Below are 20,786 nucleotides of genomic sequence, written 5' to 3'. Positions count from 1 at the left end.
ACCACCGCCCTCAACGGAGGAGCTTCGCTCCGCTGTTAGATTCGAAGCATGAGTCGACGCAGCCCTGACCAGGACGCCGAAGTCATCGTCGTCGGCGCCGGACCGGCCGGGTCCACCGTGGCCACCTACCTGGCCCGGGCGGGCGTCGACGTGCTGCTGCTGGAGAAGACCGAGTTTCCCCGGGAGAAGGTCTGCGGCGACGGCCTGACCCCGCGCGGCGTCAAGCAGCTCATCGACCTTGGAATAGATACCGCCACCGACGCCGGCTGGGTGCACAGCCGTGGCCTGCGGATCCTCACCGGCGACCTCACCCTCGAGCTCGACTGGCCGGACCTGACCAGCTACCCGCCGTACGGTGTTTCCCGGACCCGCCACGACTTCGACGACCTGCTGGCGAAGCTCGCCGTGAAGGCCGGCGCGCGGCTGTACGAGCGCACCACCGTCACCGGCGCGATCACCGGCCCGTCCGGGCGCGTGGTCGGTGTCGAGGCGAAGGTCGGCCCGGAGAAGACGCCGGTGCACTACCGCGCGCCGCTGGTCCTGGCCTGCGACGGCGTGTCCGCGCGGCTCGCGCTGAGCGTCGGCATCCAGAAGAACGAGAAGCGCCCGATGGGCGTCGCGGTGCGCCAGTACTACAAGAGCCCGCGCCACGACGACCCGTTCATCGAGGGCCACCTCGAGCTGTGGGACCGCTCGGACCCGCGGAACCCGAAGCTGCTGCCGGGCTACGGCTGGGCGTTCCCGCTCGGCGACGGCACGGTGAACGTCGGCCTCGGCATGCTCTCGACGTCGGCTTCGTTCCGCAGCACCGACTACCGCGCGCTGCTGCGCCAGTGGCTCGACGGGACGCCGGAGGAGTGGGGTTACCGCGAGGAGAACGCGATCGGCAAGGTCGGCGGCGCCGGTCTCCCGATGGGCTTCAACCGCACCCCGCACTACCGCGACGGCCTGCTGCTGCTCGGCGACGCGGGCGGCATGGTCAGCCCGTTCAACGGCGAAGGCATCTCGGCGGCGATGGAGTCGGCGCAGATCGCCGCGGAGGTCGTCGTGCAGGCGCTCGCCCGGCGCGAAGGGCCTTCGCGGGAGCGGGCCCTGGAGGCGTACCCGCGCGCGGTCGGCGAGCTGATGGGCGGCTACTACGCGCTGGGCAACGTCTTCGCGAAGATCATCGGCAAGCCGAAGATCATGCACGCCTGCACCAAGTACGGGCTGCGCATCAACAAGCTGTTGCCACTGGTCTACAAGGGCCTGTCGGGCTGCTACGACGCCAAGGGCGGCGACGGCGTCGACCGCCTGATCTCGGCCCTCGCCCGCGCCACCCCCACCCCTCGCTGAAGGTCGGGGCTCGCGCGCGGACACTCGGGTGGCGTAACAAGTTGGCCGTGCGGTCAGTGGGATAGATCACAGGTCAGCGCCCGTTTGTCCGCCCGGAACGCGATCTTGAAGCCTCTTCGCGCAGGTCCCGCGGGCGGTGTTGCCGACCTGTGACAACGATGGCGGCAGAACTTAGGGCACCCTCATAACACGGGGTACTAGGGACAAGAGTGTGAGTCGCGTCCTAGACTCCCCCCATGCTTTGTGAATCCCTTCACATCCACGACGGGTGGCTTGTGAACTATTTCACAAGCGCAGAGTGTTGTCCCTTCCGGTCCAGCCACGGGCCGTAAGGAGACCCTGACCCTCGGCGGTGTGACCCAGGTCCCTTAGGGTGCCGACGAGGCCCAGCGGTTCCCCACCACAAGCACAACCGCAGCGGCGCGGAAAGGATGGCGAAGACCCCGTGCTGATGTTGCTGACCCGAACCGACACGGTGCAGCTGGCGCAAGAGGCCCCGAGCCTGAAGCCCTACCTGCCCCTGGTCCTGTTGTTCGTGCTGGCGCTCGGTTTCGCCGTGCTGTCGGTCCTGCTGGGCCCGCTCGTCGGCCCCAGCCGGTACAACAAGGCCAAGCTCTCCGCCTACGAGTGCGGCATCGAGCCGTCCCCGCAGCCGCTCGTCGGCGGCGGCCGGATGCCGGTGGCCTACTACATCACCGCGATGCTGTTCATCCTGTTCGACATCGAGATGGTCTTCCTCTACCCGTTCGCCGTACAGGCGGACGCGCTGGGCACGTTCGGCCTGGTGGAGATCCTGCTGTTCATCGCGACGGTCGGCTTCGCGTACGCCTACGTGTGGCGGCGCGGCGGCCTGGATTGGAACTAGACCCATGGGCCTGGAAGAGAAACTCCCCAACGGCATCCTGCTGGCCAGCCTCGAAGGCCTCGTCAACTGGGCGCGCAAGAACTCGCTGTGGCCCGCCACCTTCGGCCTCGCGTGCTGCGCGATCGAGATGATGACGGTCGGCGGTTCCCGCTACGACATCGCCCGCTTCGGCATGGAGCGCTTCAGCGCGACGCCGCGGCAGGCCGACCTGATGATCGTCGCCGGCCGGGTCACGCAGAAGATGGCCCCGGTCCTGCGCCAGATCTACGACCAGATGGCCGAGCCGCGCTGGGTGCTCGCCATGGGCGTCTGCGCTTCCTCCGGCGGCATGTTCAACAACTACGCCGTGGTCCAGGGCGTCGACCACATCGTGCCGGTCGACATGTACCTGCCCGGCTGCCCGCCGCGGCCGGAGATGCTGCTGGACGCGATCCTCAAGCTGCACGCCAAGATCCAGGACGAGCCGATCAACGCCCGCCGCGCCGCCCTGCGCGCCGCGAGCGGGGCCCGCACCGAGCTCGTCGCGTCGTCGATCAAGTACGCGAAGAAGTAGAGCGATGACTGAAACTCCTGAGACCGGCGGCGAGCAGTCCAGCGCCGACCGCCCCGAAACGGGCCTCACGGCGAAGGGGCCGGGTTCGGCCGAGGCCAGTGGGGAAGCGATTGTCACCGGCTCCGCACGTCAAGGCATGTTCGGCGTGCACGGCAGCGGTGACACCTCCGGCTACGGCGGCGTCCGGCTCCCGGCGTACAGCCCGGCGCCGGCCGAGCGCCCGTACGGCGGCTGGTTCGACCAGTTCGCCGACGAGTTCTACGCCGCACTCGCCGACCGCAAGATCCCGGCCGAGGCGATCCTGCAGACGACGGTCGACCGCGGCGAGATCACCTTTTACGTCGCCCGCGAGCACCTGCCCGCCATCGCGAAGACGCTGCGCGACGACGGCGGCCTCCGGTTCGAGCTGCTCAGCTCGGTGTCCGGAGTGGACTACGGCGTCGACGTCCCGCAGCGGCTGCACGCGGTCTACCACTTCACGTCGCTGACCTACCGGCGCCGGATCCGGCTCGAGGTCACCCTCGACGTCGAGGACGCGCACGTGCCGTCGCTGGTGGAGACCTACCCGACCGCGGACTGGCAGGAGCGCGAGGCCTGGGACATGTTCGGGATCGTCTTCGACGGCCACCCGGCGCTGACCCGCATCCTCATGCCGGACGACTGGGACGGCCACCCCCAGCGCAAGGACTACCCGCTCGGCGGGATCCCGGTCGAATACAAGGGCGCGGAGATCCCGCCGCCGGACCAGCGGAGGTCGTACTCGTGAGCAGCAACGACCTGGTTAGTCGGGCGCGGAAATCCCGGCAGCGTCAGCACCAGCGGAGGACGCACTCATGAGCACCGAGAACCTGTCCGACGTCACCACGGGAACCTCGACCACCGAGACCGGCAGCGACAGCACGGACAACGCGAACTACGCCGACTCCCGCGACACCACCGAAGGCCGCGTCTACACGGTCTCCGGCGGCGACTGGGACGACGTCATCGCCGACGCGGCGCACGACGAGCGCATGGTCATCAACATGGGCCCGCAGCACCCGTCGACGCACGGCGTGCTCCGGCTCGTGCTGGAGATGGAGGGCGAGACCGTCACGCAGCTGCGGTCGGTCATCGGCTACCTGCACACCGGCATCGAGAAGAACTGCGAGTACCGGACCTGGACCCAGGGCGTCACCTTCGTGACGCGCATGGACTACCTGGCCCCGCTGTCGACGGAGATGGCGTACTGCCTCGGCGTCGAGAAGCTGCTGCAGATCGAAGCCCCGCGGCGCGCGCAGCTGTTGCGCGTGATGTTGCTCGAGATCAACCGCATCGGCTCGCACCTGGTCTACATCGCCACCGGCGGCATGGAGCTCGGCGCCACCACCGCGATGACGCTCGGCTTCCGCGAGCGCGAAGAGGTGCTGCACCTGCTGGAGCACCTGACCGGCCTGCGGATGAACCACGCGTTCATCCGTCCCGGCGGTCTCGCGCAGGACATGCCGGCCGACTACCGCGAGAAGGTCAGCGAATTCGTCAAGACGATGAAGCAGCGCCTTCCGTTGTACGACAAGCTGTTCACCGGGCAGCCGATCTGGCGGAACCGGCTCAAGGGCGTCGGGTACCTGCCGGTCGACGCGTGCCTCGCGCTCGGCGTCACGGGCCCGGTGCTGCGCAGCGCCGGCCTGCCGTGGGACCTGCGCAAGACCGAGCCGTACTCCTGCTACGACGAGTTCGACTTCGACGTGCCCGTCGACAACGGCGCCGACTGCTGGTCGCGGTACCTGATCCGCGTCCACGAGATGCACGAGAGCCTCAAGATCATCGAGCAGTGCCTGGAGAAGCTCGAGCCGGGCCCGGTCATGGTCGCGGACAAGAAGGTCGCCTGGCCCGCGCAGCTGTCCATCGGCAGCGACGGCATGGGCAACTCGCTCGAGCACGTCAAGAAGATCATGGGCCAGTCGATGGAGTCCCTGATCCACCACTTCAAGCTGGTCACCGAGGGCTTCAAGGTGCCGGCCGGGCAGGTGTACACCTCCGTCGAGTCGCCGCGCGGCGAGCTGGGCGTGCACCTGGTGTCCGACGGCGGCACCCGCCCGACGCGCGTCCACGTGCGGGACCCGAGCTTCGTGAACCTGCAGTCGATGCCCGCAATGGCCGAAGGTGGCCTGGTCGCCGACGTGATCGCCGCCATCGCTTCGATCGACCCCGTCATGGGGGGAGTGGACCGATGAGTTCAAGCACCGCACTGCCCGAACCCGGGCCGGACTACGCGGACACCACGCACGCGGCGGCCTCGCCGGACACCGACGTCGTCGCCATCGCGCCGGACCCCAATGTGGCCGCCGGGATCATCACCGAGACGCCGCTCGAGGACATCTTCGACGCGGACGTCCACGCGAAGGCGCAGGACCTGATCGCGCGCTACCCGATGTCCCGCTCGGCGCTGCTGCCGATGCTGCACCTCGTGCAGTCGGTGCAGGGCTACGTCAGCCAGGAGGGCATCGCGTTCTGCGCGAAGCAGCTCGACCTGTCCGACGCCGAGGTCAGCGCGGTCGCGACGTTCTACACGATGTACAAGCGGCGCCCGTGCGGCGAGCACCTCGTGAGCGTCTGCACCAACACGCTGTGCGCGGCCATGGGCGGCGACGCGATCTACAAGAAGCTCCAGACGCACCTCGGCTCCGAGGAGAACCCGCTGGGGCACAACGAGACCGCGGGCACGCCGAACGAGCCGGGCTCGATCACCCTCGAGCACGCCGAGTGCCTCGCGGCCTGCGACCTCGCGCCGGTCATCCAGGTCAACTACGAGTACTTCGACAACCAGACCGAGGAGAAGGCCGTCGCGCTGGTCGATGCGCTGCAGGCGGGCAAGAAGCCGGCCCCGACGCGCGGTGCCCCGCTGACGAACTTCAAGGGCGCCGAGCTGCAGCTCGCCGGGTTCTTCCCGGAGGACGAGGCGACCTACCGCGCGGACGTCGACGGCCCGTCCCAGGCCGTCGAGACCCTGCGGGGCGCGCAGCTCGCGCAGGAGCGCGGCTGGGTCGCCCCGGTCGCGCAGGACGTTCCGCTGCCGGAGGTGGAGAAGAAATGACCGCTGATCCCATCACTCCGGTCCTCACGAAGCGCTGGCTGTCGCCGAACTCCTGGCAGATCGGCCAGTACGAGGCGCTGGAGGGCTACACCGCCATCCGCAAGGCCCTCGCGGGGACGCCGGAGCAGCTCGTCCAGCTGATCAAGGACTCGGGCCTGCGCGGCCGCGGCGGTGCGGGCTTCCCGGCCGGTATCAAGTGGTCGTTCATGCCGCCGAACTTCGACAAGCCGCACTACCTGGTGATCAACGCCGACGAGGGCGAACCCGGGACGTGCAAGGACATCCCGCTGATGATGGCGGACCCGCACTCGCTCATCGAAGGCTGCATCATCGCCTCGTACGCGATGCGGTCGAACCACTGCTTCATCTACGTCCGCGGCGAGGCGCTGCACTGCATCCGCCGGCTCAACGCGGCCGTGCGCGAAGCCGAGGCGGCCGGTTACCTTGGCGAGAACATCCTCGGCTCCGGCTTCGACCTCAAGATCACCGTCCACGCGGGAGCGGGCGCGTACATCTGCGGCGAGGAGACGGCACTGCTCGACTCGCTCGAAGGCCGTCGCGGCCAGCCTCGGCTCAAGCCGCCGTTCCCCGCGGCCGCGGGTCTGTACGCCGCGCCGACCACGGTCAACAACGTCGAGACCATCGCGAGCGCGCCCTACATCGTCAACGCGGGTTCGAGCTGGTTCCGCGAGATGGGCCGCGAGAAGTCGCCCGGCCCGAAGATCTACTCGATCTCCGGCCACGTCGAAAAGCCCGGCCAGTACGAGTGCCCGCTCGGCACGACGCTGCGCGAGCTGCTCGACATGGCGGGTGGCATGAAGGACGGCATCCCGCTCAAGTTCTGGACCCCCGGCGGCTCCTCGACCCCGATGTTCACCGCCGAGCACCTCGACGTTCCGCTGGACTTCGAAGGCGCGGCGGAAGCGGGCTCCATGCTCGGCACCACCGCCGTCCAGGTCTTCAACGAGACGGTGTCGGTGCCCTGGGCCGTGATGAAGTGGACGCAGTTCTACGAGCACGAGTCCTGCGGCAAGTGCACGCCGTGCCGCGAAGGCACCTACTGGCTCGCGCAGATCCTCGAGCGGATGGTCGAGGGCCACGGGACCGAAGAGGACATCGACACCCTCCTCGACGTCTGCGACAACATCCTCGGCCGGTCGTTCTGCGCGCTCGGCGACGGTGCGGTGTCGCCGATCACCAGCGGCATCAAGTACTTCCGAGAAGAATTCCTGGCGCTGTGCGAGAAGAACCGGCACGAAGCGACCAAGCCCGAACTGGTGGGAGCGCAGGCATCATGACGATCGCCCCCGATAAGCCCGACACGGCTGTGACGCCGGTCCCCGAAGGCCACGTCAAGCTGGTCATCGACGGCGAAGAGGTCATCGCCCCCAAGGGCGAGCTGCTCATCCGCACCGCCGAGCGCCTCGGCACGGTCATCCCGCGGTTCTGCGACCACCCGCTCCTCTCCCCGGCCGGCGCCTGTCGCCAGTGCCTGGTGGAGGTCGAGATGGGCGGCCGGCCGATGCCGAAGCCGCAGGCGTCCTGCACGATGACCGTCGCCGACGGCATGGTCGTCAAGACGCAGCTGACGTCGCCGGTCGCGGACAAGGCGCAGCAGGGTGTGATGGAGCTGCTGCTCATCAACCACCCGCTGGACTGCCCGGTCTGCGACAAGGGCGGCGAGTGCCCGCTGCAGAACCAGGCGCTGGCCCACGGCCGCACGGAGTCCCGGTTCGTCGACACCAAGCGGACGTTCCCGAAGCCGCTGCCGATCTCCACGCAGGTGCTGCTCGACCGCGAACGCTGCGTGCTGTGCCAGCGCTGCACCCGGTTCTCCAGCGAGATCGCCGGCGACCCGTTCATCGAGCTCCTCGAACGCGGCGCCCACCAGCAGATCGGTACGGCGGAGACGGCGGACGTCCTCGACCTCGCGTCGCGGACGACGTCCGGCCAGCCGTTCCAGAGCTACTTCTCCGGCAACGTCATCCAGATCTGCCCGGTCGGTGCGTTGACGAGCGCCGCCTACCGGTTCCGCTCCCGCCCGTTCGACCTGGTGTCCGCGCCGAGCGTGTGCGAGCACTGCTCGTCCGGCTGCGCCGAGCGGACCGACTTCCGGCGCGGCAAGGTCCAGCGCAAGCTGGCCGGCGACGACCCCGAAGTCAACGAAGAGTGGATCTGCGACAAGGGCCGCTTCGCCTTCCGCTACACGGGTGCCGAGGACCGCATCCGCCGCCCGCTGGTCCGCAACCGCGAGACCGGTGAGCTGGCGGAAGCGTCGTGGACCGACGCGCTGCGCGCCGCGGCGGCGGGGCTCGTCGAAGCCCGGTCGAACGGCGGTGTCGGCGTCCTGACCGGCGGCCGGCTGACCGTCGAGGACGCCTACGCGTACGCGAAGTTCGCCCGCGTCGCCCTGCAGACCAACGACGTCGACTTCCGCGCCCGCCCGCACTCGGCCGAGGAACTCGCGTTCCTGACCTCGCACGTCGTGGGCGTGACGCCGGAGTCCGGGGTCACCTTCGGCGAGATCGAGCGCGCCCGCACGGTCCTGTGCGTGGCGTTCGAGCCCGAGGACGAGGCGCCGATCGTGTTCCTGCGGCTGCGCAAGGCGGCCCGCCGGAACCGCACCCGGGTCGTCCACTTGGGACAGTGGACGACGTCGTCGGTGCGCAAGACGTTCGGCGAGCTGCTCGCCTGCGTCCCCGGCCAGGAGGCCGCGGCCGTCGAGGGCATCGCCAAGCACGCGCCGGACCTCGACGAGGCCCTGCGCGGCGAAGGCGCCGTCGTCCTGGTCGGCGAGCGCGCCGCCGCGATCCCCGGCCTGTTCGCCGCCCTGCACGACCTGGTCGAGCGCACCGGCGTCCGGCTCGCGTGGATCCCGCGCCGCGCCGGCGACCGGGGTGCCCTGGAAGCCGGCTGCGTGCCGTCGCTGCTGCCCGGCGGCCGCCGGGTCGGCGACGACGCCGCCCGCGTCGCCGTCGAAAACGCCTGGGGCGTCCCGATCCCGGCCACCCCGGGCCGCGACACCACCGACATCCTCCTGGCCACTTCGGCCGGCGAGCTCGGCGGCCTGCTCGTCGGCGGTGTCGACCCGTTCGACCTGCCGGACCCGGCCCTCGCGCTGCGCGCGCTGGACAGCGCCGGGTTCGTGGTCAGCCTCGAACTGCGGCACAGCGCGGTGACCGAGCGCGCGGACGTCGTGCTCCCGGTGGCCGCGTCGGACGAGAAGGCGGGCAGCTACCTCAACTGGGAGGGCCGCACCCGCCCGTTCGACGTCACGCTCGAAGGCACCGGCGCCCTGCCGGACTGCCGGGTGCTCGACACCCTCGCCGTCGAGATGGACGCGGACCTGTTCACGCAGACGCCGGCCGCCGCACGCGGGGACTTCGAGAAGCTCGGCCAGGCCTCGGCGTTGCGCTGGGGCCACGTCGCCGCCGAGGTCGCGCCGCCCGCGACCCCGGGTGACGGCCAGGCGATCCTGTCGACCTGGCGCCAGCTGATCGACAACGGTTCGCTGCAGGACGACGAGCCGCACCTGAAGGGCACCCAGCGCACCCCGGTCGCGCGGCTGTCCGCGAAGACCGCCGAAGGACTGGGCACCACCGTGCGGGTGAGCACCGAACGCGGCGCGATCACGCTGCCGGTGGAGATCGCCGATCTGCCCGACGGCGTCGTGTGGCTGCCGGGCAACTCCGACGGCTCCGCCGTGGCCAAGACGCTCGGTGCCGGTCATGGCGCCGTGGTGAACCTCGCTGGAGGTGGGCAATGATCCCGCTGCTGACCGAAGCTGCTGTGGGAAGTGTGCCGGACGCGGCGACGCGCGCGGCGCTGCTGGCGGACGACCCGTTCTGGCTGATCCTGCTGAAGTCCGTGGTCATCCTGCTGATCGGGCCGATCATGACGATCTTCCTGATCGTCTGGGAGCGCAAGGCGGTCGGCCGGATGCAGAACCGGCCCGGCCCCAACCGGGTCGGCCCCGGCGGCTACCTGCAGTCCCTGGCGGACGCGATCAAGCTGCCGTTCAAGGAACAGATCATCCCGGACACCGCCGACCGCAAGGTGTACTTCCTCGCGCCGGTGCTGTCGGCGGTGCCCGCCCTGATCGCGCTGTCGGCCATCCCGTTCGGGCCGGTCGTGTCGATCTTCGGCGAGCGGACCATGCTGCAGCTGCTCGACCTGCCGGTCAGCGCGCTGGTGATCCTGGCCTGCTCCTCGATCGGCGTCTACGGCATCGTGCTCGCCGGCTGGTCGTCCGGGTCGCCGTACCCGCTGCTCGGCGGCCTCCGCAGCGCGGCGCAGGTGATCTCCTACGAGATCGCGATGGGCCTGTCGATCGTCGCGGTGATCCTGCAGGCCGGCTCGCTCGACCTGGCCGAGATCGTTGCCCGGCAGCAGCCCGTGTGGTTCCTCTACCTGGTCCCGAGCTTCGTGATCTACCTGATCTCGATGGTCGGCGAGACCAACCGCGCCCCGTTCGACCTCCCGGAGGCCGAATCGGAGCTGGTCGGCGGCTTCCACACCGAGTACAGCTCGATGAAGTTCGCGATGTTCTTCCTCGCCGAGTACGTCAACATGGTGATCGTCTCGGCGTTCGCGACCACGCTGTTCCTCGGCGGCTGGATGGCCCCGTGGCCGCTGTCGCTGATCGGGAACAACGTGCTCAACACCGGCTGGTGGCCGGTGCTGTGGTTCTTCGCGAAGATGTTCGTCCTGCTGTTCGGGTTCATCTGGCTGCGCGGCACGCTGCCCCGCCTGCGCTACGACCAGTTCATGCGCCTGGGCTGGAAGGTCCTGGTCCCGCTGAACCTGGTGTGGATCGTCATGGTGACCTTCGCGAAGGTCATCACCTGGAACACCGCTTCCATCATCATCGCCGCGGTCGCGATCTTCATCGTCGTCGCGCTGTTCTTCTACGTCCGCGCGTCGGGCCGCGAAGAGGAAAGCGAGTCCGTCCCGGTGACCGGCGGCGGCTTCCCGGTCCCGCCGCTGGACCTCAAGGTCCCGCAGACCACCCCGCGTCAGAAGGCTTTGGCCAAGGCCGAGGCGAAGGCGGCCCGCCGCAAGCCGGCGGCCGTCGGTACCGCAAAGGAAGGGGCACAAGATGGGGTTTCTTGATCCCGTCAAGGGCTTCGGCGTCACCTTCGGGATGATGTTCAAGAAGGTCGCCACCGAGGAGTACCCGGAGGCCGGCGCGCCGGCCGCGCCGCGGTACCACGGCCGGCACCAGCTGAACCGCCACCCGGACGGCCTCGAGAAGTGCGTCGGCTGCGAGCTGTGCGCGTGGGCGTGCCCGGCGGACGCGATCTTCGTCGAGGGCGGTGACAACACCGAGGAGGCCCGGTTCTCCCCGGGCGAGCGGTACGGCGCGGATTACCAGATCAACTACCTGCGCTGCATCGGCTGCGGCCTCTGCATCGAAGCGTGCCCCACCCGGTCGCTGACGATGATCAACTTCTATGAGCTGGCCGACGACGACCGCCAGCGGCTGATCTACACGAAGGAAGACCTGCTCGCCCCGCTGCTGCCCGGCATGGAGCAGCCGCCGCACCCGATGCGGCTCGGCGAAACCGAGCAGGACTACTACGTGAACGGGCCGCAGCTCGAAGCGGCACGCGAGGAGGGCGTCAAGTGATCGCCGCACTCCTGGCCCAGGCCCCCACCGGCGCCGCGGCGGGTGTCTCCACCGGCGAGGCCATCGCGTTCTGGGTCCTCGGCCCGCTCTCGCTGCTCGGCGCGCTCGGCATGATCTTCTCCCGCAACGCCGTGCACTCGGCGTTGTGGCTGGTGCTGACCATGCTCAGCCTGGGCGCGCTGTACATGATCCAGTCGGCGCCGTTCCTCGGCTTCACGCAGATCATCGTCTACACCGGCGCGATCATGATGCTGTTCCTGTTCGTGCTGATGCTGGTCGGCCGCGAAAGCTCCGACTCGGTCGTCGAAGTCCTCCGTGGACAGCGGCTGGCCGCGACCGTGCTCGGTATCGGCCTCGCCGCGCTGCTGGCCACGGGCATCTACCGCGCGCTGGAGAACGTCACCCCGGCCGTCCCGCTCGACTCCGCCACGTCGGCGGGCGGCGGGCCGAAGGGCCTGGGCCGGCTGATCTTCACCGACTACCTCTTCCCGTTCGAGCTGACGTCGGCGCTGCTCATCACCGCCGCGGTCGGCGCGATGGTGCTGGCCTTCACCGACCGGCACGGCAAGGGCGGCAAGCTCTCGCAGCGGGAACTGGTCCTGCTCCGCTTCCGCGGCGAGCACGACCGGCCGTCGCCGCTGCCCGGCCCGGGTGTCTTCGCCACCGCCAACTCGGTGGCCACCCCGGCGCTGCTGCCGGACGGCTCGATCGCCCCGGAGTCGCTGTCGGTGCTCATCGAGTCCACCTCGGCGATCGAGCTGGCGAAGGAACGCAAGCTCGTCGCGGACGAGGGCACGAAGCCCGACGCACACGCGCTGGTCGGCACCGACTCCACCGAATCCGAGGGGGAGAAGGCATGACCCCGACTTACTACCTGCTGCTGTCGGCGCTGCTGTTCTCGCTGGGCGCGGTCGGCGTCCTGGTGCGGCGCAACGCGATCGTCGTGTTCATGTGCATCGAGCTGATGCTGAACGCGGTGAACCTCACGCTCGTGACGTTCGCCCGGATCAACGGCAGCCTCGACGGCCAGATCATGGCCTTCTTCGTCATGGTCGTCGCGGCCGCCGAGGTCGTGGTCGGCCTGGCGATCATCATGGCCATCTTCCGCACCCGGCGCTCGGCCTCGGTCGACGACACCAACCTGCTGAAGTACTAGGAGACACCGAGTGACCGCATCATCGTGGCTGCTGGTGGCCCTTCCGGCTCTCGGCGCCCTGATCCTGCTCTTGGCAGGCAAGCGGGCCAAGGCCTGGGGGCATCTGCTCGGCTGTGCCACCGTCACGCTCGCCTTCGTGTACGGCCTGATCCTGTTCTTCACCGCCGACACGGGCACCACGACGGACACCAAGCTGTACTCGTGGATCCCGGCCGGCGCGCTGCAGATCGACTTCGGGCTGCGGATCGACGCGCTGTCCCTGACGTTCGTCCTGCTCATCACCGGCGTCGGCATGCTGATCCACTACTACTCGATCGGTTACATGGCCGACGACGAGGGCCGGTACCGCTTCTTCGCGTACCTGAACCTCTTCGTCGCGTCGATGCTGATCCTGGTGCTCGGCGACAGCTTCGTGACGCTGTACCTGGGCTGGGAAGGTGTGGGTCTCGCCTCCTACCTGCTGATCGGCTGGTACCAGGGCCGCCCGTCCGCCGCGACCGCGGCGAAGAAGGCGTTCCTGATGAACCGCGTCGGGGACGTCGGGCTCGCGCTGGCGATCTTCATCATGTTCAAGTACGCGGGCTCCACCGGCTACGCGCAGGTGTTCCAGGCGGTCGCCGACGGCAAGTTCTCCCCGGGCGCGATCACCGCGATGGCGATCCTGCTCCTGCTGGGTGCCTGCGGTAAGTCCGGCCAGTTCCCGCTGCAGGCGTGGCTCCCGGACGCGATGGAGGGCCCGACCCCGGTCTCGGCCCTGATCCACGCGGCGACGATGGTCACCGCCGGTGTCTACCTGGTGGCCCGCTCGCACGACATCTTCAACGCCACCGACGACGCCCGCTTGATCGTCACCCTGGTCGGCACGGTGACGCTGCTCCTCGGGTGCATCGTCGGCTGCGCCTACGACGACATCAAGAAGGTCCTGGCGTATTCGACGGTCAGCCAGATCGGCTACATGATGCTGGCCGTCGGCATCGGGCCCGCCGCGTACGCGCTCGGCATCATGCACCTGGTGGCGCACGGCTTCTTCAAGGCCGGCCTGTTCCTCGGGGCGGGGTCGGTCATGCACGCCATGAACGACGAGGTCGACATGCGGAAGTTCGGCGGCCTCGCCAAGCACATGAAGATCACCTACGCCACCTTCGGCCTCGGCTACCTCGCGCTGATCGGCTTCCCGCTGCTGTCCGGCTTCTGGACGAAGGACGCGATCATCGAAGCAGCCTTCGCGCAGGAAGGCTGGCGCGGCTGGGTCATGGGCGGCGCGGCACTGCTGGGTGCCGGGCTGACGGCGTTCTACATGACCCGCCTGATGGTCATGACCTTCCACGGCAAGGAACGGTGGAAGGAACTCAAGTCGGCCGACGGCCACGAGTTCCACCCGCACGAGTCCAAACCGATCATGTGGGTGCCGATGGTCATCCTGTCGCTCGGCTCGGTGTTCGCCGGTGGGCTCTTCGCGCTCAACAGCTCGTTCGTGCACTGGCTGGCCCCGGTGGTCGGCGAGGCGCCGGAGGAGCACTTCGCGATCAACAAGTGGCTCATGTCCGGGATCGTGGTCGCGGTTTCGCTGCTCGGCGTGCTGATCGCGATCCTGATCTTCCGCCGTGACGTCCCGGTCGAGCAGCCCCAGCGGGTCTCGTTCGTCACCCGGGCCGCACGCAAGGACCTGTACGGCAACGCCCTCAACGAGACGCTGGTCGCCCGCCCGGGCACCTGGCTTTCGCGGGCGCTGGTGTTCGTCGACAACCGCGGCGTCGACGGCGCGGTCAACGGCCTGGCCGCCGGGCTCGGCGGCGGCTCCGGCCGGCTGAGGCGGCTCCAGACCGGGTTCGTCCGGTCCTACGCGCTGTCGATGCTGGGCGGCACGTTCCTGCTTCTGGCGGCTCTCCTGCTGGTGAGGTTCTCCTGATGACCTGGTTGCTCATCCTCATCCTGGTGCCGCTCGCCGGCTCCCTGGTGCTGGCGTTCCTCAAGGGGAACGACCGCGCCGCGGTGCTGGCCGCGCTGGCGTTCTCGATCCTCGAGTTCCTGCTGATCATCCCGTTCTGGCTCAGCTACTCGCCTTCGGGCGCGCGGCTGCAGATGACGTCGAGCTTCGACTGGATCCCCAGCTTCGGCGTGCACATCGCGTTCGGCACCGACGGCATCTCGCTGATCATGATCGCGGTGATCGCGCTGCTGGTGCCGATCGTCGTCGGCGGGCTCGGCACGATGGACAAGCTCCCGGCGGGGCGCAGCGCGGGCGGGTTCCTGTCGCTGATCCTGCTGCAGGAGGCGCTCACGATCGGCGTGTTCGCCGCGACCGACGTCTTCCTGTTCTACGTGCTGTTCGAGATCATGCTGATCCCGATGTACTTCCTCATCGGCGGCTACGGCGGCGCGAACCGGCAGTACGCGGCGGTGAAGTTCTTCCTGTACTCGTTCCTCGGCGGCCTGATCATGCTGGCCTCGGCGATCGGGGCGTACTCGCTCGCGAAGGACAAGCTCGGGCACGGCACCTTCGACTGGGCCACGCTGGTGACGGTGGTGCGCGACGCGCCGCTGTCCACGCAGATCTGGCTGTTCCTCGGGTTCTTCCTGGCCTTCGCGATCAAGGCGCCGCTGGTGCCGTTCCACACCTGGCTGCCGGACGCGGCGGGCGAGGCGCCGATCGGCGTCGCCGTCCTGCTGGTCGGCGTGCTGGACAAGGTCGGCACGTTCGGGTTCCTGCGCTACTGCCTGCCGATGTTCCCCGACGCGAGCAGGACGCTGGCGCCGCTGGTGCTGGTGCTCTCGGTGATCGGGGTCCTCTACGGCTCGATCCTCGCCGCGGGGCAGCGGGACATGAAGCGGTTCATCGCTTACGTCTCGATCGCGCACTTCGGCTTCATCTCGCTCGGCATCTTCGCGTTCAACGAGCAGGCGATGGTCGGCTCGGCGACGTACATGCTCAACCACAGCCTCGCCACCGGCATGCTGATCGTGGTGATCGGCCTGGTCATCGCGCGTGGCGGGTCGACTCGCATTTCCGACTACGGCGGCATGGCGAAGGTGACCCCGCTGCTGGCGGGCCTGTTCCTCCTCGCGGGTCTGTCCACCCTTTCGCTGCCGGGCACCAACTCGTTCGTCTCCGAGTTCCTGGTGCTCATCGGGTCCTATGTGGACCAGCCGGTGTACACGATCCTCGCCACGGTGGGCATGGTCCTGGCCGCGGCTTACGTCCTGTGGCTCTACCAGCGCGTGATGCAAGGGCCGCTGCGCGGTGACGCTCTGGTGCCGCCCGCCGCGAAGGGCGGTGCCACCCCGGCCGGCGTGGAGTCGGGTGGCGCCGTGGCCACCGCGACCGTGACCGAGCCGGGCGCGACCAAGGTCATCAAGGACCTCAGCGGCCGGGAGATCGCGATCCTGGCGCCGCTGGTCGTGCTGATCCTCGTCCTCGGCTTCTACCCGAAGCCGGTGCTCGACACAGTCATCCCGACGGTGCAGCAGACGCTGTCCGCGGTCCAGGGAGGCAAGTAACCGTGCTCGACATCCTCCTGAGCCAGGCACCGGAGCCGCCGGTGCAGGTGCCGTCGGTCGACTACCCGGCCGTGCTGCCGATGCTGATCGTCTTCGGCGCGGCGTGCGTCAGCGTGCTGGTCGAGGCGTTCGCCTCGAAGCGTTCGCGGTTCGGCATCCAGGTCGGCCTGAGCCTGGTGGCGATCGTCGCGGCCGGGGTCAGCTTGGTCCTCTACGCGACGGGCGACTCGCCCGCGGCCGGCGTGACGACGTTCAGCGGCGCGATCTCGATCGACCGGCCGGCGCTGTTCCTGTGGGGCACGTTGCTCGCACTGGCCGTCGGCGCGGTGCTGCTGATCTCCGACCGCGTCGTCGAGCCGGGCGGCGCGCTCGTCGCCCAGGCCGGCATCCGTCCGGGCACGGTCCAGGACCGGGCGCAGACGGCGACCGTCATGCAGACCGAGGTCTTCCCGCTGACGCTGTTCGCGCTCGGCGGCATGATGGCGTTCTGCGCGGCGAACGACCTGCTGACGATGTTCATCGCCCTGGAAGTGCTGTCGCTGCCGCTGTACCTGATGTGCGGCCTCGCGCGTCGTCGCCGGTTGCTGTCGCAGGAAGCGGCGGTCAAGTACTTCCTGCTCGGCGCGTTCTCCTCGGCGTTCTTCCTGTACGGGTTGGCGCTGCTGTACGGCTACGCGAACTCCGTGAAGCTGGGCGACATCGCGGCCGCGGCGGCCGGCACGGACCGGTCGGACACGCTGCTGTTCGCGGGTCTCGGCCTGCTGGTGGTCGGCCTGCTGTTCAAGGGTTCGGTCGGCCCGTTCCACACGTGGACCCCGGACGTGTACCAGGGATCGCCGACTCCCGTGACGGCGTTCATGGCGGCGTGCACGAAGGTCGCGGCGTTCGGCGGGATCCTGCGGGTGCTGTCGGTGGCGTTCGGCTCGACCAGCTGGGAGTGGCGCGGCGTGCTCTGGGGCGTGGCGATCATTTCGATGGTGATCGGCGCGGTGCTGGGCCTGACGCAGACCGACGTCAAGCGGATGGTGGCGTACTCGTCGATCGCGCACGCGGGCTTCCTGCTCGTGGGGGCGATCGCGATCACGAAGGACGGGCTGTCGAGCACGCTGTTCTACCTGCTGGCGTACGGCTTCACGACGCTGGCGGCGTTCGGCGTGATCAGCCTGGTCCGCGACTCCTCGGGCGAGGCGACGCACCTCTCGGCGTGGGCCGGGCTGGCGAAGCGGTCGCCGCTGGTGGCGGGGGTGTTCACGTTCCTGCTGCTGGCGCTGGCCGGGATCCCGCTGACGTCGGGGTTCGTCGGGAAGTTCGTGGTGTTCTCGGCGGCGTTGTCGGACGGGATGGCTCCGCTGGTGGTGATCGCCCTGGTGTTCAGCGCGGTGGCGGCGTTCTTCTACCTGCGGGTGATCGTCTTGATGTACTTCTCCGAGCCGGCGGCCGACGGGCCGTCGGTGTCGGTCCCGGGCTTCGGCACCGGAACGGCGATCTTCCTCGGCACGGCGGTGACGCTGGTGCTCGGCTTGGTCCCGGCGTTCGCTTTGTCTTGGGCCGGTGCCGGCGGCTTCGCTTTCTGATGGTTCGTTTTCCGGCCGCCACTCTCCGGTTTTCGGAGGGTGGCGGCCGTTCTATTTGAGCTTCCGGCTCATTTCCTGCGGGTGGCCGGGCAGCACGCTGATGTAGCCATCGGCGAGGGCGATCCCGACGCGCCCGGCGTCGAGGTCGAGGTAGCTGACGATCTTGTCTTTTGTCTGGAGCTGCCCGACGCCGTAGTAGGGCTGCTGGAAGAGGGCGTCGAGCTCTTGAGCTTCCCGGCTGCGGGCGGGGGCGTCGTCGAAGATGTCGCTGACTGCTGGCTTGTTCCGGAATTCTTCCTGGGACAGCGAGAAGGGCCTGATGTCCGCGGGGCTCGCCGGAGGCACGTGCGCGACCAGGGCGTCAGCGGGGTGGGTGTCGGGGGAGAGGCTCGCGAGTTCGACCTGATCGCCCCGGCAGACAACGCTGACGGCGGTACGTCCTTTGGCGGCGACGAGGATGCCTTGTTGGACGGTCTCGTCGCGGGCGTAGCCGAAGAATTCCTGGGCGGGCCGGTCGATGAGGTGCAGGACGTCTTCGAATTCGGGGGTGAAGCCGTCGCCTTGGGTGAAGCCGTACGGGCTGAGTTCTTCGAAGGCTTCCCGATCGACGCGCCGTGCGGCAGACGGCGGAATGTACCGAAGCCCTTTCGCGAAGACGGCGTGCGGCTCACCACAGCCGACGTTGCGCATGGCCGTGAGCAGGGTGTTCAGCGAGAAGACGGCGTTGAGCACCGTGGGGTTTCCTTTTACTTCTTGGCCCGGTTTTCACCGATCACCGGCGGCATCGGTTTTTCGATGAATCCGCCGAAGGTTTCGTCGGGGTCGGGGTTTCGCAGGTAGGGTGCCTTTTTCTTTTCGCGGTCTTCTTCTTTGCCGCCGCGCCCGTTCATCGGGGCGCCCATGGGCGTGCCGCCGGCCCCGCGGGGGCCGCCGGAGCCGCGGGCGGGATTGCCGCCGGGAAGGCGTTCCTCGGGCAGGCGTGCACCGGTGCTGCCTCCGGGGCCGCGCATACCGGGCTGGTTCGGCCTGCTGCCCGGGCCGGCTCCTGGCCCGGTTCCCGTGCTCGTCCCTCGCCCTGCCCCTGTTCCTGTCCCTGGCCGGTACTCGCCGCCGGTGCCCGGTCCGAAGCCGCCGGTGCCCGGCCAGTTCGTCCCGTTGCCGGTCAGGTTGCTGACGGGCTGCCCGGTAGGCCCGAAGTCGTACCCACCCTGAGCGGCGGGCGGCATGACGGGCTTGGGGACGTAGCTGTTGGCGTGGGTGTTGTCGGCGTTCGTGCTTCCGGGCGGCCGGACCTGATTTTGGAACTGGTGCTGGGTCTGGTTCCTCGTCTGATCCTGGTTCGTGACGTGGTTTTGCCCGGGCCGGACGGTCTGCCGGTCCTGCGCGGGAACCTGGGTTTGCCGCGGATTCCGTGCCCATTCACCGGTATCGGTGGGCCCGGTTTTCGTGTCGGCTGTACGTTCGGTCATTTCGACGGGCGCACCGGAGTCGACGAGCTGCGCGTACCGCGCGGGCATCTGCTCACCATTGGCGGTACTGGCGGAGTGGTAGGCGCCGAAGGCATCGATGTTGGCTTGGCTGTCGGCCTGCCACCCGGCAACTTTGGTGTTGTAGGAATCCCACCCTTTGCCGGTAATGGCGTTGAGCACATCATCCGACCCGAGTTCCGGCGGCTGAGCGGCAACGGGCTTGACGGAGTTCTTGGCGGTACCATAGGCATCCATCTGAGCCCCGACGGCACTCTGGGTATTCTTGAGATGAACAGCATCATCAGCAGCGGCCTGGACAAGGGGGAGCGTAGCGTCGGCGGCGGAGTCCCCGGCACTGCCGCGCCAGCCGGACATGGTCTTGGCCCGAAGAGCGTTGATCCGCTGAGCCCGCTCGATCATCCGGTTCGTCAGCTGCCCCGCGCTGTCCTGCGCATCGGCCAGCGAGCCGACGCCCTTGCCGCCCGTGATCTGTTCGTATATCTGCGCTGCCGTCAGAGGCCCCTCGGTTGCCATCATTTCCTCCCGCGGACGTTGCCCAGGACATACGAGGCGACGCCACGAGCCGCTTCGCATGGATCCTTCCTGTCGATGTTGTCTTCGGATTGAGTGACGCCGATGTCCACAGTCTGCTCGTCACTTGTTCCGATCGCGATCTGACAGCTGCCCCGGCTGGCACGATCGTCCGCCAGGCCATAAGCAACTACCGGATAGCCATCGACAGGTTCCAAGGGCAAGAAGAATTTGTACTGAGCTTGATACACGCCTGTCAGGCCGCGATTGTCGACGTTGTTGAAAATCACGAGGACCGCTGCCTGGGTAACTTGCGGCGGGTGGATGCTGCAGCTAGGGCCGCCGGGAGCGTTGAGGTCTGTCTTAGGGGTTACGGCTGTTCCAAGAAGTTCGGTGATTTGGCTGATGCTCAGCGAGTCGCACGGCGCCTGCTTGAAACGGCCGATGTCGATCGGCGCCTCGACCTTGGGTACTCCCGGCCCCGGCAGTTGTGCGGTGGGCGCTGAAGTCCCCGCCGAGCTGGAGTCCGAAGGGGAGGCCGTTCCGTCGGTTGTTGTGGTGCAAGCGCTGAGAAGCAGCAGTGGTGCGCAGATCGAGGTAAGAACGCGGCGCATCAGAGACTGCCTCCAGTTCGCTCTACTTCGGCGGCGCTCGTCTCTTCGGCGGTCGCGTACTTTCCCAAAGCTGCCCCGAACCGCTGTGCCATCGAGCGACAATACTGCGCGCGTGCGACAAGTGTCTCGTGCAAGGCGTCGCCGGACGCTCTTACGCGTTCCGCGTGACCGCCGCTGGCGTACTCGGCACCTGGCCCATCGGCGCGCTGAAGCAGAGCTGCTCTTTGGAGGTCATCCTCGAACTCGTTCGCCAGGTCGTTCCACTCACGTACCAGCTCGTGCAGCGTGCCTTCGTCGTATTCGAACCCACCCGAAGCCGAGCTGCCGCTGCTGGGCCGGCCATACGAGCCCGCGACCGGCATGCCATTCGGGCCCGGCAGTTGCCAGTCGCTGCTCGGGTCGTACACCGGTGGCCGGCCCTCAGGCATCGCGCAGCTGCCCCGCGCTGTCCTGCGCATCGGCCAGCGAGCCGACGCCCTTGCCGCCCGT

Annotated in this window: 19 protein-coding genes; 15 read left to right on the top strand and 4 right to left on the bottom strand. The window is 68.6% G+C overall.

Features of this window, described 5'->3' with window-relative positions:
- Nucleotides 1-48 precede the first annotated feature (48 nt).
- The 15 genes from AB0M80_RS03495 to nuoN all read left to right on the top strand — a co-directional run bounded on the left by AB0M80_RS03495 (nt 49) and on the right by nuoN (nt 17,683).
- On the top strand, nt 49-1,335 hold the full coding sequence (locus AB0M80_RS03495) for a geranylgeranyl reductase family protein (protein WP_364558182.1): 1,287 nt from the start codon (nt 49-51) through the stop codon (nt 1,333-1,335).
- Between the two features lie 451 nt (nt 1,336-1,786).
- Nucleotides 1,787-2,200, top strand: a complete 414-nt coding sequence (locus tag AB0M80_RS03490; RefSeq protein WP_364558180.1) for an NADH-quinone oxidoreductase subunit A — start codon at nt 1,787-1,789, stop codon at nt 2,198-2,200.
- Between the two features lie 4 nt (nt 2,201-2,204).
- Nucleotides 2,205-2,753 (top strand): NADH-quinone oxidoreductase subunit B family protein, encoded by a 549-nt coding sequence (locus AB0M80_RS03485; RefSeq protein WP_361081862.1) that lies wholly within the window; start codon nt 2,205-2,207, stop codon nt 2,751-2,753.
- Between the two features lie 4 nt (nt 2,754-2,757).
- On the top strand, nt 2,758-3,519 hold the full coding sequence (locus tag AB0M80_RS03480; protein ID WP_364558177.1) for an NADH-quinone oxidoreductase subunit C: 762 nt from the start codon (nt 2,758-2,760) through the stop codon (nt 3,517-3,519).
- Nucleotides 3,520-3,586: 67 nt separating this feature from the next.
- The gene (locus AB0M80_RS03475; protein ID WP_364558175.1) at nt 3,587-4,966 is read left to right on the top strand and encodes an NADH-quinone oxidoreductase subunit D; all 1,380 of its coding nucleotides are present in this window, start codon (nt 3,587-3,589) and stop codon (nt 4,964-4,966) included.
- Nucleotides 4,963-5,826, top strand: a complete 864-nt coding sequence (gene nuoE / locus AB0M80_RS03470) for an NADH-quinone oxidoreductase subunit NuoE (RefSeq protein ID WP_364558172.1) — start codon at nt 4,963-4,965, stop codon at nt 5,824-5,826. The genes AB0M80_RS03475 and nuoE overlap by 4 nt, the downstream gene beginning before the upstream one ends.
- On the top strand, nt 5,823-7,124 hold the full coding sequence (nuoF, locus tag AB0M80_RS03465; RefSeq protein ID WP_364558170.1) for an NADH-quinone oxidoreductase subunit NuoF: 1,302 nt from the start codon (nt 5,823-5,825) through the stop codon (nt 7,122-7,124). Before nuoE ends, nuoF begins: the two co-directional genes overlap by 4 nt.
- The gene (locus AB0M80_RS03460; protein WP_364558167.1) at nt 7,121-9,592 is read left to right on the top strand and encodes an NADH-quinone oxidoreductase subunit G; all 2,472 of its coding nucleotides are present in this window, start codon (nt 7,121-7,123) and stop codon (nt 9,590-9,592) included. Before nuoF ends, AB0M80_RS03460 begins: the two co-directional genes overlap by 4 nt.
- Nucleotides 9,589-10,938, top strand: coding sequence for an NADH-quinone oxidoreductase subunit NuoH (gene nuoH, locus AB0M80_RS03455; protein WP_364558164.1), 1,350 nt, complete (start codon nt 9,589-9,591; stop codon nt 10,936-10,938). The genes AB0M80_RS03460 and nuoH overlap by 4 nt, the downstream gene beginning before the upstream one ends.
- Nucleotides 10,925-11,455: an NADH-quinone oxidoreductase subunit NuoI gene (gene nuoI / locus AB0M80_RS03450; RefSeq protein ID WP_364558161.1), complete on the top strand. Its 531-nt coding sequence runs from the start codon at nt 10,925-10,927 to the stop codon at nt 11,453-11,455. The genes nuoH and nuoI overlap by 14 nt, the downstream gene beginning before the upstream one ends.
- Nucleotides 11,452-12,315: an NADH-quinone oxidoreductase subunit J gene (locus AB0M80_RS03445; RefSeq protein WP_364558158.1), complete on the top strand. Its 864-nt coding sequence runs from the start codon at nt 11,452-11,454 to the stop codon at nt 12,313-12,315. Before nuoI ends, AB0M80_RS03445 begins: the two co-directional genes overlap by 4 nt.
- Nucleotides 12,312-12,611, top strand: coding sequence for an NADH-quinone oxidoreductase subunit NuoK (gene nuoK / locus AB0M80_RS03440; protein ID WP_364558155.1), 300 nt, complete (start codon nt 12,312-12,314; stop codon nt 12,609-12,611). The genes AB0M80_RS03445 and nuoK overlap by 4 nt, the downstream gene beginning before the upstream one ends.
- A 10-nt stretch (nt 12,612-12,621) precedes the next feature.
- Nucleotides 12,622-14,520: an NADH-quinone oxidoreductase subunit L gene (nuoL, locus tag AB0M80_RS03435; RefSeq protein WP_364558152.1), complete on the top strand. Its 1,899-nt coding sequence runs from the start codon at nt 12,622-12,624 to the stop codon at nt 14,518-14,520.
- Entirely contained in the window at nt 14,520-16,109 is a 1,590-nt protein-coding gene (locus tag AB0M80_RS03430) for an NADH-quinone oxidoreductase subunit M (RefSeq protein ID WP_364558149.1), read from the top strand. Before nuoL ends, AB0M80_RS03430 begins: the two co-directional genes overlap by 1 nt.
- A gap of 2 nt (nt 16,110-16,111) precedes the next feature.
- On the top strand, nt 16,112-17,683 hold the full coding sequence (gene nuoN, locus AB0M80_RS03425) for an NADH-quinone oxidoreductase subunit NuoN (RefSeq protein ID WP_364558146.1): 1,572 nt from the start codon (nt 16,112-16,114) through the stop codon (nt 17,681-17,683).
- Between the two features lie 51 nt (nt 17,684-17,734).
- On the opposite strand, the gene AB0M80_RS03420 is transcribed toward nuoN, so the two are convergent.
- From AB0M80_RS03420 to AB0M80_RS03405, 4 genes are read right to left on the bottom strand one after another with little or no spacing between them, the layout of a single operon-like run.
- A complete protein-coding gene (locus AB0M80_RS03420) occupies nt 17,735-18,415 on the bottom strand; it encodes an ESX secretion-associated protein EspG (protein ID WP_364558143.1) in 681 nt (226 codons plus the stop codon).
- A 14-nt stretch (nt 18,416-18,429) separates the two neighbouring features.
- Nucleotides 18,430-19,686 carry a PPE domain-containing protein gene (locus tag AB0M80_RS03415; protein ID WP_364558140.1) on the bottom strand — a complete coding sequence of 419 codons (1,257 nt, stop codon included), beginning with the start codon at nt 19,684-19,686 and terminating at the stop codon, nt 18,430-18,432.
- Nucleotides 19,686-20,297, bottom strand: a complete 612-nt coding sequence (locus tag AB0M80_RS03410; protein ID WP_364558138.1) for a DUF3558 domain-containing protein — start codon at nt 20,295-20,297, stop codon at nt 19,686-19,688. The genes AB0M80_RS03415 and AB0M80_RS03410 overlap by 1 nt, the downstream gene beginning before the upstream one ends.
- A complete protein-coding gene (locus AB0M80_RS03405; RefSeq protein ID WP_364558136.1) occupies nt 20,297-20,704 on the bottom strand; it encodes a hypothetical protein in 408 nt (135 codons plus the stop codon). The genes AB0M80_RS03410 and AB0M80_RS03405 overlap by 1 nt, the downstream gene beginning before the upstream one ends.
- Nucleotides 20,705-20,786 lie beyond the last annotated feature (82 nt).

It is taken from the genome of Amycolatopsis sp. NPDC051045 (genome assembly GCF_040682955.1).
Lineage (GTDB): Bacteria > Actinomycetota > Actinomycetes > Mycobacteriales > Pseudonocardiaceae > Amycolatopsis.
The sequence above is the reverse complement of the archived record's forward strand: the minus strand, read 5'-3'. Positions and strand labels throughout refer to the sequence as shown.

What these genes read in the sequence shown, in the direction of transcription:
- AB0M80_RS03495 (WP_364558182.1), top strand. Translation starts at nt 49, where the DNA reads ATGAGTCGACGCAGCCCTGACCAGGACGCCGAAGTCATCGTCGTCGGC.
- AB0M80_RS03490 (WP_364558180.1), top strand. Translation starts at nt 1,787, where the DNA reads ATGTTGCTGACCCGAACCGACACGGTGCAGCTGGCGCAAGAGGCCCCG.
- AB0M80_RS03485 (WP_361081862.1), top strand. Translation starts at nt 2,205, where the DNA reads ATGGGCCTGGAAGAGAAACTCCCCAACGGCATCCTGCTGGCCAGCCTC.
- AB0M80_RS03480 (WP_364558177.1), top strand. Translation starts at nt 2,758, where the DNA reads ATGACTGAAACTCCTGAGACCGGCGGCGAGCAGTCCAGCGCCGACCGC.
- AB0M80_RS03475 (WP_364558175.1), top strand. Translation starts at nt 3,587, where the DNA reads ATGAGCACCGAGAACCTGTCCGACGTCACCACGGGAACCTCGACCACC.
- nuoE (WP_364558172.1), top strand. Translation starts at nt 4,963, where the DNA reads ATGAGTTCAAGCACCGCACTGCCCGAACCCGGGCCGGACTACGCGGAC.
- nuoF (WP_364558170.1), top strand. Translation starts at nt 5,823, where the DNA reads ATGACCGCTGATCCCATCACTCCGGTCCTCACGAAGCGCTGGCTGTCG.
- AB0M80_RS03460 (WP_364558167.1), top strand. Translation starts at nt 7,121, where the DNA reads ATGACGATCGCCCCCGATAAGCCCGACACGGCTGTGACGCCGGTCCCC.
- nuoH (WP_364558164.1), top strand. Translation starts at nt 9,589, where the DNA reads ATGATCCCGCTGCTGACCGAAGCTGCTGTGGGAAGTGTGCCGGACGCG.
- nuoI (WP_364558161.1), top strand. Translation starts at nt 10,925, where the DNA reads ATGGGGTTTCTTGATCCCGTCAAGGGCTTCGGCGTCACCTTCGGGATG.
- nuoK (WP_364558155.1), top strand. Translation starts at nt 12,312, where the DNA reads ATGACCCCGACTTACTACCTGCTGCTGTCGGCGCTGCTGTTCTCGCTG.
- AB0M80_RS03430 (WP_364558149.1), top strand. Translation starts at nt 14,520, where the DNA reads ATGACCTGGTTGCTCATCCTCATCCTGGTGCCGCTCGCCGGCTCCCTG.
- AB0M80_RS03415 (WP_364558140.1), bottom strand. Translation starts at nt 19,686, where the DNA reads ATGGCAACCGAGGGGCCTCTGACGGCAGCGCAGATATACGAACAGATC.
- AB0M80_RS03410 (WP_364558138.1), bottom strand. Translation starts at nt 20,297, where the DNA reads ATGCGCCGCGTTCTTACCTCGATCTGCGCACCACTGCTGCTTCTCAGC.